Source organism: Streptomyces sp. NPDC037054 (genome assembly GCF_055606745.1).
The window spans coordinates 1-14,012 of sequence record NZ_JBVJSJ010000002.1 but is presented as its reverse complement, the minus strand read 5'-3'; the positions used below and the strand labels follow the sequence as shown (position 1 = coordinate 14,012).

The 14,012-nt window shown below is 73.1% G+C and carries 11 protein-coding genes and 1 rRNA gene; 5 read left to right on the top strand and 7 right to left on the bottom strand.

Annotated features, from left to right (window positions below; genetic code table 11):
- Positions 1–63 precede the first annotated feature (63 nt).
- From hpf to mtnA, 6 genes are all read right to left on the bottom strand, one after another.
- Positions 64–753 (bottom strand): ribosome hibernation-promoting factor, HPF/YfiA family, encoded by a 690-nt coding sequence (hpf, locus tag ACZ7D7_RS05060; RefSeq protein ID WP_470822497.1) that lies wholly within the window; start codon positions 751–753, stop codon positions 64–66.
- 311 nt (positions 754–1,064) lie between these two features.
- Positions 1,065–2,075, bottom strand: a complete 1,011-nt coding sequence (locus tag ACZ7D7_RS05055) for a ComF family protein (protein ID WP_470822495.1) — start codon at positions 2,073–2,075, stop codon at positions 1,065–1,067.
- A gap of 222 nt (positions 2,076–2,297) precedes the next feature.
- Positions 2,298–4,127 (bottom strand): LpqB family beta-propeller domain-containing protein, encoded by a 1,830-nt coding sequence (locus tag ACZ7D7_RS05050; protein WP_470822493.1) that lies wholly within the window; start codon positions 4,125–4,127, stop codon positions 2,298–2,300.
- Complete coding sequence (mtrB, locus tag ACZ7D7_RS05045; protein ID WP_470822491.1) at positions 4,117–6,285, bottom strand: MtrAB system histidine kinase MtrB; 2,169 nt, start codon at positions 6,283–6,285, stop codon at positions 4,117–4,119. Before mtrB ends, ACZ7D7_RS05050 begins: the two co-directional genes overlap by 11 nt.
- A gap of 1 nt (position 6,286) precedes the next feature.
- On the bottom strand, positions 6,287–6,976 hold the full coding sequence (mtrA, locus tag ACZ7D7_RS05040) for a two-component system response regulator MtrA (RefSeq protein WP_003975799.1): 690 nt from the start codon (positions 6,974–6,976) through the stop codon (positions 6,287–6,289).
- Positions 6,977–6,980: 4 nt separating this feature from the next.
- Positions 6,981–8,123 (bottom strand): S-methyl-5-thioribose-1-phosphate isomerase, encoded by a 1,143-nt coding sequence (gene mtnA, locus ACZ7D7_RS05035; RefSeq protein WP_470822488.1) that lies wholly within the window; start codon positions 8,121–8,123, stop codon positions 6,981–6,983.
- Positions 8,124–8,263: 140 nt separating this feature from the next.
- Between mtnA and ACZ7D7_RS05030 the strand changes: the two genes are divergently transcribed.
- From ACZ7D7_RS05030 to ACZ7D7_RS05010, 5 genes are read left to right on the top strand one after another with little or no spacing between them, the layout of a single operon-like run.
- Entirely contained in the window at positions 8,264–9,610 is a 1,347-nt protein-coding gene (locus ACZ7D7_RS05030) for a glycerophosphoryl diester phosphodiesterase membrane domain-containing protein (protein ID WP_470822486.1), read from the top strand.
- Positions 9,611–9,614: 4 nt separating this feature from the next.
- Entirely contained in the window at positions 9,615–10,349 is a 735-nt protein-coding gene (locus ACZ7D7_RS05025; protein WP_470822484.1) for a DUF4129 domain-containing protein, read from the top strand.
- Positions 10,346–11,542, top strand: a complete 1,197-nt coding sequence (locus ACZ7D7_RS05020) for a DUF4350 domain-containing protein (RefSeq protein ID WP_470822483.1) — start codon at positions 10,346–10,348, stop codon at positions 11,540–11,542. The genes ACZ7D7_RS05025 and ACZ7D7_RS05020 overlap by 4 nt, the downstream gene beginning before the upstream one ends.
- Positions 11,542–12,531 (top strand): AAA family ATPase, encoded by a 990-nt coding sequence (locus ACZ7D7_RS05015; RefSeq protein ID WP_470823181.1) that lies wholly within the window; start codon positions 11,542–11,544, stop codon positions 12,529–12,531. The genes ACZ7D7_RS05020 and ACZ7D7_RS05015 overlap by 1 nt, the downstream gene beginning before the upstream one ends.
- Positions 12,531–13,841 carry a DUF58 domain-containing protein gene (locus ACZ7D7_RS05010; RefSeq protein WP_470822482.1) on the top strand — a complete coding sequence of 437 codons (1,311 nt, stop codon included), beginning with the start codon at positions 12,531–12,533 and terminating at the stop codon, positions 13,839–13,841. The genes ACZ7D7_RS05015 and ACZ7D7_RS05010 overlap by 1 nt, the downstream gene beginning before the upstream one ends.
- Before the next feature lie 84 nt (positions 13,842–13,925).
- Here the strand turns inward: ACZ7D7_RS05010 and rrf are convergent.
- Positions 13,926–14,012 (bottom strand): 5S ribosomal RNA (gene rrf / locus ACZ7D7_RS05005); the annotation flags it as partial.

Sequence of the window (14,012 nt, the reverse complement as noted above, 5' to 3'; positions counted from 1 at the left end):
ACCGGTGCCCCTGGGGGCGCACACGCGCTCCAGGGGCACCACCGCTGCCGTGGCCCGGCGAGGTCAGCCGCCGAGCGAACCGCCCGCGTCGGGCGAGGGCGCCTGCGTGATCATGGTGTCCGTCCTGAGGTGGATCACGCCGTAGTCGTAGGCGTGCCGCCGGTAGACGACCGCCGGCTCCTTGGTGTCGGAGTCGACGAACAGGTAGAAGTCGTGCCCGACCAGCTCCATCTCGTAGAGGGCCTGGTCGAGGGTCATCGGGGCTGCGGAGTGGGTCTTCTCGCGGACGACCAGCGGGCCGTCTCCCTGTACTTCCAGCGAGCCGATCTTCTTGGTGGGCACGGGCTCGGGCTCTTCGGGCCGGCTCGCGCCGGTGCCGTTGAGCGTGGCCGCGCCGGGGACGTGGTCGGCGACTTCAGCGGCCGTGAGGCGGCGCGCGCCGCGCCGGGAGTACCGCTTGTCGTGCTGCTTGCGCAGCCGGGCGTCCAGCTTCTCCGCCGCCAGGTCGAGCGCCGCGTACGGGTCGCTGGCCGCTGCCTCCGCCCTGATCACCGGTCCGCGGGAGCGGAGCGTGATCTCCACTCGGTCACAGCGGTCGGCCTGTCGGGGGTTGGGCTCCTTGGACACCTCGACGTCGAGGCTGATCACCTTGCCATCGAGCTTCTGGATCTTCTCCAGCTTCAGCTTCTCGGCCACGTGCTTGCGGAACCGCTCGGGCACCTCGGTCTTGCGGCCCTTGACGACGATGTCCACGCAGAACTCCGTTCCCGGATCGCTCCGCTGCGGTGCGGAGCGTCTCCCTTTCGCACCAGGCCCCGGCGGAACCCGGAGCCTCGGACTCGGTGACTTCCACCTCCTCCCCCATGGGCGAGATCTCCACTCCACCGGCACGGAGGAATGTGGAAAACCCGTGGCTCGGCATTCGGATATGAGAGGTGTGGCCTGCGGCTTTCCCTCACAACCGAACATATCTCGCCCGGAGGGATGTCGTCACCCTCTACCGCCGCGTACCTCCGTTCCGGTGAATTGACCCTGCTATTACCTGCAACGATGCAAGTTCTCAGTCAGTTCCGGTTTAATTCGAAAGAATCTGGCGATGCCGCGACCACCGCCGCGCGGATCACGTTCCCGGCGCGGTTCGGCCCGGTCTTTCCCGGGCCCGTAGAGGGCCCGTGCGTCCTCTCCTGCGATCCCGACTTCCGTTCCCCACTCCCTTCCCATCTCGCCCGCCCGTACACCGGCGACAAGGCACGCGGATCCGTTTCGGCCGAATCCCCGTACGGGACGGCCCCGCGCCTGACCGGGCCCGGGACCGTCCCGCCCCGGTCCCTATACGGATCGGACGCGCATGTGTCTCGACGCGTACCGCACCTGACCCCGCCCGCCTCGCGTGCGCGTGCCTCCCGGCAACCGGCGGACGCGCGTCCTGCCGCCTCCCGCACGGCCCGCGCCGCCTCCGCGAGCGACGCGCCGGTCGTCATCAGGTCGTCGACGAGCACGACCCGACCACCGGCGAGCAGCCCGGCACCACCGGCGACGACGGTCAGCGCTCCCGCCAGATTCGCCATGCGCTGCCGGGAGTTGAGCCCCGACTGGTCGGCCACGGCACGCCGCTGACGCAGCACGGCGGCCACCCGCGCCGGCGTCCCGGCCCGCCGCAGCCCGGCCGCCGCGGCGAGCGCGATCCGCCGGGCCGGGTCGTGCCCACGCGCCCGCACCGCCCGGCCGGCGGACGGCACGGGAACGAGCAGCACCGGCGCACCCGGCTCCGGGGCGCCATCCCCCTCCAGCCCCGCCCGCACGGCTCCCGCCAGAGCCGTACCGAGCGGGCCTGCGAGGGCCAGGGCGCCGCGCTCCTTGTGGGCCAGCAGCACGGCCCGCACCTCGTCCGCGTACCGGGCGGCCGCGTGCACCACCGGCAGCCCGGGCGGCTCCGGCACCGGTCGCACCCGGCTCGGTACGGCCCCGCTCAGGGCGGCACGGCACTCCGGGCAGAGCACCGTGCGAGGCGCTCCGCAGCCTCCGCACTCGGCCGGCAGCACCAGGTCCGTGAGGTCCCGCCACCACCCCCGCATGGACACCACTGTGCCAAGACCGGCCGGACCGGACCACCCCTGTGGACAACCGCCTGTGGACAACTCCGCCCGGCGTGTCACCGGTCCCGGCCACGGCTCAACTCCGGGCGCCGCTCCCGCAGTCGCGGCGGCCCGGGAAGCGGACGATCCGCCGCGTCATCGTCCGCCGTGCCACCGCGGTCGTGGGTCGCGTCACCGTCCCCCACGTCACGGTCCGCCGCGTCACCCCGGATAGACCGGCGCCGTCCCCTCCATCACCTTCTGCCACTGGGCCCCGGACGGCAGCCGTACGATCCCGTCCTCCGAGTTCGCCACCAACGGCATCCCGTCGTCCTGCGACGCGGCGATCTCCTCGACGCCGGGCAGCGCGGCGGGCGCCTGCTCCTCGGGCGTGGAGCCGTCGCTCTGGACGTACCGCATCTGCTGCACGCCGCCCTCCTCCCGGCCGACCACCACGAGGCGGCTGTCACCGGCCCACGACATGGCGGTGACGTCCTCCAACGCGGGCGTCGCGGAGCGCAGTTCGAGGACGGTGAGCGCCGGACGCCCGTCCGACTTGTCACCCCGTTCGATCCGCCCGATGAGCAGGGTCCGCTTGCCGTCCTTCTCCACGACGAGCGCGATCCGCACCCCGTCGGCGGCCACACGCACGGCTTGCACCCGGCCGTCGAGGCCGGACGTCTCCACCTCGACCGGCTCGCCCGCGCCCTTCTCCAGAAGCAGCAGCCGGGGCCTGGCGGGATCGCGGTCGGCCACCCACAGGTCGCCCCGGGCGTCCCAACTCGGCGCCGTCAGCCGGTCCTTCTCGCTCTTGCCCCTGCTGCGCAGCACCGGCTCCCCGAGCGAACCGCCCGACACCAGCGAACCGACGTACAGCGTCCGGCCGTCGAGGCTCACGCCGGCCGCGGTGTGCTCGTCGCGGGAGACGGCCGCCGTGCGCAGCGCGGTGGCGCCCTCGCCGAGCGCCCCCGGCACGGGCTCGGCCTTGGTGGCGCCGTTCCCGGCGGGCAGCCGTACCAGCCGGTGGTCGCCGTCGACGAAGTACAGGTAGTCGGGGTGCTGCACCGAGCCGAGCGCGGCGACCGCGTCGGCCCGCTCCCCGTCCAGCGAGCACAGCTGCTTGTCGCCGGACCGCACCTCGACCTCGTCCACCGTCGGCGTGAGGTTCTGCAGCGTGAACAGCAGCTGGGCCGCCATCTCGTCGCACTTGCCGGGACCGACCCGGGCCGCGCGCGCGTTGAGCGGCACGGTCAGCTTGTTCTGGTCGTCGGGCGTCAGCGCCCCGGCGTCCTTCTCCAGATCCGTCCCCGTCGGGAAGCTGGACCTGACCACGGGATCGAGCCAGGTCGTCGGCCCGTTGAGCAGCGAACGCACCATCTGCGTCATCGGATCCACGCGCCGGCGCACGTACACCGGATCGGCGACGGCCGCCGGCTGCGCGTTCTCCCCCGCCTCGGCGTTGGACGCGAAGTAGTACTTGTTGACCGACATGTAGTTGCGCTGGAAGTCCGACCTGCCCATCACGACGCCCTGCGGCAAATTGTCGATCCGCCACTGGCCGCTCTTACGGTCCTTCGTCAGGTGCACCGACCTGCTGTACGAGCCGGTCACGGGGACGTACGACTGCTGCGCGTCCACCGTGGCGACCTTGGTGCCGTACATCGTGAACGCGAACTCGTCGCCGTCCTCACGGCCGCCCACGGGCTCGGCCGTGCTCTCCGGCGCGTCCGCGAGCACCGTGGTGGACAGCTCGGGACGCCAGGTGCGCGCGGCCTGTGCGGTGAGGTACTGGCTCGCGGTCTCGTAGTTCGGGTCGTCGCTGGTCAGGGCCTCCAGGAAGCCCTGGACGATCTCGGAAGGCGACGCGTTCTCGTGCGGCGGCATGGCGAACACCCGCACCTGGGTGTCCTGCCGGGGCGTGGACTCCACGCCCCGCAGATCCCCGCTGTCGGGCATGGAGGCGCACCCCGACAGCAGGACGGCACCGCACACGGCGTACGCCACCGCGCTTCCCGGCTGCCGGCGGCCGCCCCTCACGCGGTCAGCGCCCACGAGTTGCCTCCCCTTGCCTGTGCGGTTCCCGCGGCCCGCCGTCCGTCCGGCCCGCGGCGGGCGCCTCGTCCCGCTGCACGTCGTCCCGCTCTACGTCGTCGGTGTCGTCCTCCGTGCCGGCCGCCTCGGCCGCGCTCTCGTGAACGCCCGCGTCCGGCGTGCCCGAGCCGCCCGCAGCGGCTGCCGCCGACCGCGGCACCACGCGCGCGCCGTTGCCGGGCAGCGCGGTGGGGTCGGCCGTGGGTGCCGCGCCGGACAGGCGCTGCCCGATCGGGTCGCGCGCGGAACCCGCGCTCCCGTCGTGCGCCGGCTGCCGCGCGGGCACGGTGGCGGACTTGTCGCCGTCCCCGCCGCCGCGCGGCAGACCGGCGTCGTCGAGGCCGCGGTTGCGCCGCGAGTCCGTGGGCTCCAGCGGTATCGGGGAGCCCCGCAGCGGCTCGTCGGCGGTCCTCGGCAGCGTCAGCCGGAACTGCGAGCCGCCACCGGGCTCGCCCCAGGCCTGCAGCCAGCCGCCGTGCAGCCGCGCGTCCTCCAGGGCGATGGACAGGCCCAGCCCCGTACCGCCCGTGGTACGCGCGCGTGCCGGATCGGCACGCCAGAAACGGCTGAACACGCGCGTGGCCTCACCGGGCTTGAGGCCGACGCCGTAGTCGCGCACGGCGACGGCCACGGCACCGCCCGCGGCGGCGAGCTTCACGACGACGTCCCGGCCCTCGCCGTGCTCGACGGCGTTGACGACGAGGTTGCGCAGGACGCGCTCCACGCGCCGCGCGTCCGCCTCGGCGACGACGGGTTGCTGATCGCCGACGACCCGGATCCGCGAGCCCTTGCGCTCGGCGAGCGGCTCGGCGCCGCTGATCACCCGGCGCACGACGTCACGCAGGTCGATCGGCTCGGCCTCCAGCGCCGCCGCGCCCGCGTCGAAGCGGCTGATCTCCAGCAGGTCCGCGAGCAGCGACTCGAACCGGTCCAGCTGGTCGGCGAGCAGTTCCGCCGACCGCGCGGTCACCGGGTCGAAGTCCACCCGCGCCTCGTGGATCACGTCGGCGGCCATCCGCACGGTCGTCAGCGGCGTCCGCAGCTCGTGCGACACGTCCGACACGAACCGGCGCTGCATCCGCGACAGGTCCTCCAGCTGGTTGATCTTCAGCTGCAGGTTCTGGGCCATCTTGTTGAACGCCTCGCCGAGCCGCGCGATGTCGTCCTCGCCGGTGACCTTCATGCGTTCCTGGAGCCGCCCGGCGGACAGCCGCTCGGCGATGCTCGCCGCCATGCGTACCGGCGTGACGACCTGCCGCACCACGAGCCAGGCGATCGCCCCGAGGAGCACGACGACGAACAGCCCGGCCGTCGCCAGCGTGCCCTTGACCAGGCTGAGCGACTTCTCCTCCTGCGTGAGCGGGAAGAGGTAGTACAGCTGGTACGGGTCGTTGTTCGGGTCGTTGACCTGCTTGCCGATGACCAGGGCCGGCTGGGACTCCTTGCCGGTGCCGGTGTTGTAGACGATGCGCGTGTAGCTCTGCGCGGCGCTCGTGCTGCGGTCGATCCGCTCGCGCAGCTCCTCGGGCACGCTCGCCGTCGGGTCCACGCCGCCGGAGGCACGCGGTCCGCGTCCGCCGGTGTCGCTCTCCGCGCCGGACGGCGGCAGGGTCACCACGTCGAACGCGCCCTGACCGCCGCTGGACAGCGAATAGACGAGGTCGCTCATCCACTGGATGACGTTCTGCGCGGAGCGGCCGTCCGGCGTGCTCGCGCCGTCCGTGCGCCCGCTGGAGGCCTCGTCCGACTTCTGCTTGGCCACCGCGAAACCACCGGTGGCCTGGCTCTGCGACGCCTTCACCTTGGCGTCGAGCAGGCCGTTGCGGACCTGCCCGATGACGACGAAGCCCAGCAGCAGGACGACGCCCAGCGACATCAGCAGCGTGGTGACGACGACCTTGAGCTGGATGTTGCGCCGCCACAGCCGCACGACCGGCAGCAGGGGCCTGCGTATCCACCGCAGCAGCAGACGCAGCACCGGGCTGCCCTGCACACCGCCCTGCAGCAGGCCGCCCTCAAGGAAGCGGTCCCAGCGGGAACCGGGCGCCTTGCGCCCGACAGGCCGCTCCGCGCGGGCTGCGGTACGGCCCGCCGCCGAAGCGGCACTGTCCTTGGACATGTCAGCTCGGGCCTGCCTTGTAGCCGACACCGCGGACGGTCACCACGATCTCGGGCTTCTCCGGGTCCTTCTCGACCTTGGAACGCAGCCGCTGCACATGGACGTTCACCAGCCGGGTGTCCGCCGCGTGCCGGTACCCCCAGACCTGCTCCAGCAGGACCTCCCGGGTGAACACCTGCCACGGCTTGCGCGCCAGCGCGACCAGCAGGTCGAACTCCAGCGGCGTCAGCGCGATCGACTGCCCGTCCCGCTTCACGGAGTGACCGGCCACGTCGATGACGAGGTCACCGATGGCGAGCTGCTCGGGAGCCGGCTCCTCCGACCTCCGCAGCCGCGCCCGGATGCGGGCGACCAGCTCCTTCGGCTTGAACGGCTTCACGATGTAGTCGTCGGCACCCGACTCCAGGCCCACGACGACGTCGACGGTGTCGCTCTTCGCCGTGAGCATCACGATCGGAACCCCGGACTCCGCCCTGATCAGGCGGCACACCTCGATACCGTCCCGACCGGGAAGCATCAGGTCCAGGAGCACCAGATCGGGCTTGGTCTCACGGAAAGCGGCCAGCGCCTTGTCGCCGTCGGCTACGAAAGACGGCTCAAAACCTTCACCACGCAGCACGATGCCGAGCATCTCGGCAAGTGCGGTGTCGTCGTCGACGACAAGGACTCGTCCCTTCATAAACGACATCATCCCATTAGCTAATCGTTACCTGGCGTGACCTGGCACACAGCTCGGCTAGCGCCTCAGCCGTCACGGGCGACACGGCGCCCTCCTCGGTGACAATCGCGGTCACCAGCTCGGGAGGCGTCACGTCGAACGCCGGGTTGTACGCCTGCGTCCCCAGCGGAGCCACCGGAATCCCGCCACCCGCTCCCGTCACCGGCACCTGCGGCGCTGTGATCTCCGTCACCTCATAGCCGGGACGCTGTTCGACCTCGATGGACGCGCCGTCGGGCGTGTCCGGATCGACCGTCGTCACCGGCGCCACCACGATGAACGGCACGTGGTGGTACCTGGCGAGCACCGCGAGCGGATAGCTCCCCACCTTGTTCGCCACCGATCCGTCGGCCGCGATGCGGTCCGCCCCGATGAGCACCGCGTCCACCTCTCCGGCGGCGAACAGGGAGCCCGCCGCGTTGTCCGTGAGGAGCGTGTACGCGATTCCGCTGCGGGCCGCCTCGTACGCCGTCAGGCGAGCACCTTGCAGCAACGGGCGCGTTTCGTCCACCCACAGCCGCCTGAGCCGCCCCGCCCGGTGCGCCGCCAGCGCCACCGCGAACGCCGTCCCCTCGCCGCCCGACACCAGCGAACCGGTGTTGCAGTGGGTCAGGATCCGGTGCCCGCCGGCCGGCAGCAGCTCGTCCAGCAGCGCCAGGCCGTGCCGCGCCATCCGGGCGCTGGCCTCGGCGTCCTGCTCGTGCAGCTGCCGCGCCGCGGCCAGCGCCGCCTCGGCCGCCTGCCCGGTGCTCCCGCCCCGCGCCAGGACGGCCTCGTGGGCGGCCTGGGCGCGGCGCACACCGACGGCCAGGTTCACCGCCGTGGGGCGGGCGCCCGCCAGCGCGTTCGCCGCCTCGCCCACGTCGTAGCCCCGTGCGGCGGCGAGCGCGACGCCGTACGCGCCCGCGATGCCGAGCAGCGGTGCCCCGCGCACGGCGAGCGACTGGATCGCGTCGACCAGGACCGACGCGTCCGTGCAGACGAGCTCGACCTCCTCTGCCGGCAGCCTCGTCTGGTCGAGAAGGACCAGTACGGGGCCTTCAGGTGGTTCCTCCCAGCGGATCGCGGGTTTCTCCGTCGGCCGTTTGTCCTCGCCTGATTGCGCGTGCTGATCAGCCATGCCGCCAGTCTGCCCCCTGCGGCACGGACAATTGAAGGTATGCAGCTCATGCCGCTGCCGGTCACGCGATGACCACCCCATGGCACGATGGCTGCCAACCTGCCGCCGCGACCGCGGACGGGCACCGTGAAGGAGCGACGATGAACGACACTCCGGGCTGGGCCTCGCCCGGATCCACCTCGCCCGAGGGGCGGGAGCCCGGCGCGTCCGGCCCCGCCGAGCCCGCCGACCGGCCCGGCCCCGCGCAGCCCGCGGACCGGCCCGGCCAGGATCCACAGGGCCCCGGCACGAAGTGGTCGAAGGAACAGCCGCCACCGGCCCAGTGGTCCGCTCCCACCGGCCCCACGGCACCCGGCCAGGCCCCGCCACCCCCACCGCCCGGCCCGGGCTGGGGCACCCCGCCCCCCGGCGGCCCCGGCGGATACGGCGGCCCCGGGGGTTACGGCGGCTATGGCGGCCCCGGTGGCCACGGCGCCTGGGGCGGCGGCTGGGGCGGTCCCCCGCCCGCGGCCAAGCCCGGCGTGATCCCGCTGCGCCCGCTGGGCGTGGGCGAGATCCTCGACGGCGCCGTCTCCACCATGCGCACCTATTGGCGCACCGTCCTCGGCATCTCCCTGACCGTCGCCGTCCTCACCGAGATCGTCGTCGTCCTGCTCCAGGGCCTCGTCCTGAACGGCAGCGGCACCGACGCCCTCGACGACCCCGAGGCCACCGTCGGCGAGCTGGGCCGCGCCATGGGCGACGTCATGATCGGCACCGGCGTCATCTTCCTGGTGTCCCTCGTCGGCACCGTCCTGGCCACCGCCCTCCTCACGACCGTCACCAGCCGCGCGGTGCTCGGCAGGCCGGTCACCATCGGCGAGGCCTGGCGCGACGCCCGGCCGCAGGTACCGAAGCTGTTCGGCCTGATCCTGCTGCTGATCCTCATCACCCTCGCCGTCGTCGCCGCCGGCTCGCTGCCCGGCATCCTGGTGATGGCCACGGGCGCCGCCGAGGCGGGAGCCGCGCTGATGGTCCTCGGCATCCTCGGAGCCGGAGTCGTCGCGATCTGGCTGATGATCCGCTTCTCCCTCGCCTCCCCGGCCCTGATGCTGGAGAAGCAGGGCATCAAGAAGGCACTGGGCCGCTCCGCCAAACTGGTCCGCGGCTCCTGGTGGCGGATCTTCGGCATCCAGTTGCTCGCCACGCTGATCGCGAACATCGTCGCGTCCATCGTGGTGATCCCCTTCACCTTCCTCGCCGCCGCGCTCAGCGGAGACGGCGTCTCCGGCTTCCTCAACAGCGGCGGCGACCTCGGCTGGACGTTCCTCATCGTCAGCGGCATCGGCGCCGTGATCGGCTCGATGGTCACCTTCCCGATCAACGCGGGCGTGACCGTGCTCCTCTACATCGACCAGCGCATCCGCCGCGAAGCCCTCGACCTCGACCTGGGCCGCGCCGCGGGCGTCCAGGGCTACGGCTCCGACGCGACGACGCCGAGGAGCTGATGCGGTGAGTTCCACGGGGGGAGTTCTCACCACGGCGCTGTCCCGCACCGGCGTGGGAACACTGCTGCACTCCGGCGACGAGCCGCCCGTCACCCTCCCGCGCGACCCCGCGCGGGAGGCGGCACGGCGCGAGCTGTCCAAGCGCATGTACCACGAGAACGACCCCGGATGGTTCGAGCGCGCCCTCAACGCGTTCTGGGACTGGGTCGACCGCCTCCTCGGCGCCGCCTCGACGGCCACCCCGGGAGGCACGCTCGGCCTGCTCGTCGTGGTCGTGGCCGTCCTCGCCGTCCTCGCCGCGCTGTGGTGGCGGCTCGGCACCCCCCGCCGCCAACCCGCCTCCGCTCCCACTCTCTTCGACGACCGCCCCCGCAGCGCCGCCGAACACCGATCCGCGGCCGAGGCCCACGCCGCCGAGGGCCACTGGAACCAGGCCGTCCAGGAACGCATGCGGGCCATCGTCCGCGCCCTCGAAGAACGCGCCCTCCTCGACGTCCGCCCCGGCCGCACCGCCGACGAGGCGGCCTCGGACGCCGGCCGTGCCCTGCCCGCCCACACCGACCGACTGCGCGCCGCCGCCCGGGACTTCGACGACGTGACGTACGGCGGGCGCGCGGCGACCGAGCAGTCGTACCAGCGGCTCGCGGAACTCGACCGCGACATCGAGCGCACCAAGCCGACCCTGGCGAGCAGCACCCACAGCACGGACCACAACGCCCGCCAGGGAGCCGCCGGATGACGACCGAGGCCACGCTTCCGCCCACCTCGGCCTCCCCCACCGCCCGCCAGGTGTGGACCCGCGCGCGAGGCATCGCACTCGCCGTGGTGCTGCTGCTGGCGGCGGCTGTCGCGATCGCCGTGATCCGCTCCGACGCCCACCACGGGGAGCTCGACCCCCGCTCCGCCGACCCCCACGGCAGCCGCGCCGTCGCCGAACTCCTCGCCGACCGGGGCGTGACCACGCGCGTGGTCACCACCCTGGCCCAGGCCCGCGCCGCCGTCGGCCCGGACACCACCCTGCTGGTCGCCACCCCCGACCTGCTGACCGGACGTCAACAGCGCGACCTGCGCGCCTCCTTCGCCGGCACCGGCGGCCGCACCGTCCTCGTCGCCCCCGGCGGATCCGCCGTCGAGCGCCTCGCGCCCGGCGTCACCGCCGACCCCGTCACCAGCTTCGACTCCACACTTGACCCGGACTGCTCGCTGCCCGCCGCCCGCCGCGCCGGCAGCGCCGACACCGGCGGCGTCCGCTACACCACCACCCACCTCGACGCCGACGAGTGCTACCCCAGCGAGCGCCTCGCCACCCTGCTGCGCATCCCGGACGCCTCCGACGGCGACACCGTCGTCCTCGGCGCGCCCGACATCCTCCTCAACGACCGCCTCGACGACGAGGGCAACGCCTCCCTCGCCCTCCAACTCCTCGGCTCCCGCCCCCATCTGGTCTGGTACCTCCCCACCCTCTCCGACGCCTCCACTGCCGACCCCGACGAGCAGCGCAGCCTCTTCGACCTGCTGCCCTCCGGCTGGCTCTGGGGCACGCTGCAACTCTTCGTCGCGGCAGCCCTCGCCGCGCTCTGGCGGGCACGCCGGCTCGGCCCCCTCGTGCCCGAGAAACTCCCCGTGGCGATCCGTGCCTCCGAAACCGTCGAGGGCCGCGCCCGCCTCTACCGCGCGGCGAACGCCCGCGACCGCGCCGCCGCCGCTCTTCGCTCCACCACCCGCACCCGACTCGCCCCCCTCGCAGGCGTCCCCGTCACCCGGGCGCACACGCCCGAAGTCCTGCTCCCCGCACTGTCCGACCACCTGCACGGCGGCGACGGACAAGCCCTGCACGCCCTCCTCTTCGGCCCGCCGCCCAGCGACGACGCGGCACTCATCGCCCTCGCCGACCGACTCGACGCCCTCGAAAGAGAGGTACGCCGTCCATGATGGACCCGACCACTGACAACGCCGCGCACACCGGGGACCCGGGCGCCGCCCGCGACTCCCTGGAAGCCCTGCGCGCCGAGATCGCCAAAGCCGTGGTCGGCCAGGACCCCGCCGTGACCGGTCTCGTCGTCGCCCTGCTCTGCCGGGGCCACGTCCTCCTCGAAGGCGTCCCCGGCGTCGCCAAGACCCTCCTCGTCCGCGCCCTCGCCTCGGCCCTCGAACTGGACACCAAGCGCGTCCAGTTCACCCCGGACCTGATGCCGAGCGACGTGACGGGCTCCCTCGTCTACGACACCCGCACCGCCCAGTTCTCCTTCCAGCCCGGTCCGGTCTTCACCAACCTGCTCCTGGCCGACGAGATCAACCGCACGCCCCCGAAGACCCAGTCGTCCCTCCTGGAGGCCATGGAGGAACGCCAGGTCACCGTCGACGGCACCCCCCGCCCCCTCCCCGAGCCGTTCCTGGTCGCCGCGACCCAGAACCCGGTCGAGTACGAGGGCACCTACCCCCTCCCCGAGGCCCAGCTGGACCGTTTCCTCCTCAAGCTCACCATCCCCCTCCCGTCCCGCCAGGACGAGATCGACGTCCTCACCCGGCACGCCGAGGGCTTCAACCCGCGCGACCTGCGCGCCGCCGGCGTACGCCCCGTCGCGAACGCCGCCGACCTGGAAGCGGCCCGTACCGCGGTCGCCAGGACGACGGTCTCCCCCGAGATCACCGCCTACGTCGTGGACATCTGCCGGGCCACCCGCGAGTCGCCGTCCTTCACCCTCGGTGTCTCCCCGCGAGGAGCCACCGCACTGCTCTCGACGGCCCGCGCCTGGGCCTGGCTGACCGGCCGCGACTACGTCATCCCCGACGACGTGAAGGCCCTCGCCCTCCCCACCCTCCGCCACCGCGTGCAGCTGCGCCCGGAGGCCGAGATGGAGGGTGTCACCGCCGACTCCGTCATCACCGCGATCCTCACCCACGTCCCCGTCCCCCGCTGATGGCTCTCACCGGACGCGCCGCGCTCCTCGCGGCCCTCGGCTCCCTCCCCGTCGGCATCTGGGAGGCCGGCTGGACGGGCATCCTCGCGGTCAACGCACCCCTGGCCGTCGCCTGCGCCTGCGACTTCGCCCTGGCAGCCCCCGTACGCCGCCTGGGCCTGACCCGCTCCGGGGACACCTCCGTACGCCTCGGCGACACGGCGGACGTCACTCTGACGGTCACCAACCCGACCCGCCGGCCGCTGCGCGCCCACCTCCGGGACGCCTGGCCACCGAGCAGCTGGCAGCCCGGCACGGAAGTGGACGCCTCCCGCCACCGCCTGAAGGTGCCGGCGGGCGAACGCCGCCGCGTCACGACCCGCCTGCGCCCCACCCGCCGCGGCGACCGCCAGGCGTCCCGGGTCACCATCCGCTCCTACGGTCCTCTCCGCCTCTTCGCCCGACAGGGCAGCCACCAGGTGCCGTGGACGGTACGCGTGCTCCCCCCGTTCACGAGCCGCAAGCACCTGCCCTCCAAGCTGGCCCGTCTGCGCGAACTGGACGGCCGCACCAGCGTCCTCACCCGCGGCGAGGGCACGGAGTTCGACAGCCTGCGCGAGTACGTGCCCGGCGACGACACCCGCTCCATCGACTGGCGCGCCACGGCCCGCCAGACCAGCGTCGCCGTACGCACCTGGCGCCCTGAGCGCGACCGGCACATCCTGCTCGTCCTCGACACGGGCCGCACCTCGGCCGGCCGCGTCGGCGACGCCCCTCGCCTCGACGCCTCCATGGACGCGGCCCTGCTCCTGGCCGCCCTGGCGTCCCGCGCCGGCGACCGCGTCGACCTCCTGGCCTACGACCGCCGGGTACGGGCCCTCGTCCAGGGCCGCGCGGCCGGCGATGTGCTGCCCGCCCTGGTCAACGCCATGGCGACGCTCGAACCGGAGATCGTGGAAACGAACGCCCGCGGCCTCACCGCCACCGCACTCCGCTCGGCCCCGCGCCGTTCCCTGATCGTCCTGCTGACCACTCTCGACGCGGCCCCGATCGAGGAGGGCCTGCTGCCGGTCCTGCCCCAGCTCACGCAACGCCATACGGTCCTGGTCGCCTCGGTGGCTGACCCCCACATCGCCGACATGGCCAAGGCCCGCGGCACCACGGACGCCGTCTACGAGGCGGCGGCCGCGGCCCAGGCCCAGTCGGAACGCCACCGCACAGCGGAACAACTCCGCCGTCACGGCGTCACGGTCGTCGACGCGACCCCGACCGAATTGGCGCCGGCCTTGGCGGACGCCTACCTGGCCTTGAAAGCGGCGGGACGCCTGTAAAGGCGTTGAGGCCAGGGGCGGCGGCCCCTTAAACGCAGAAAACCCCCGCGCCGGTATCCCCGGCCGGGGGTTTTCTCAATGATTGTTCGGCGGTGTCCTACTCTCCCACAGGGTCCCCCCTGCAGTACCATCGGCGCTGTAAGGCTTAGCTTCCGGGTTCGGAATGTAACC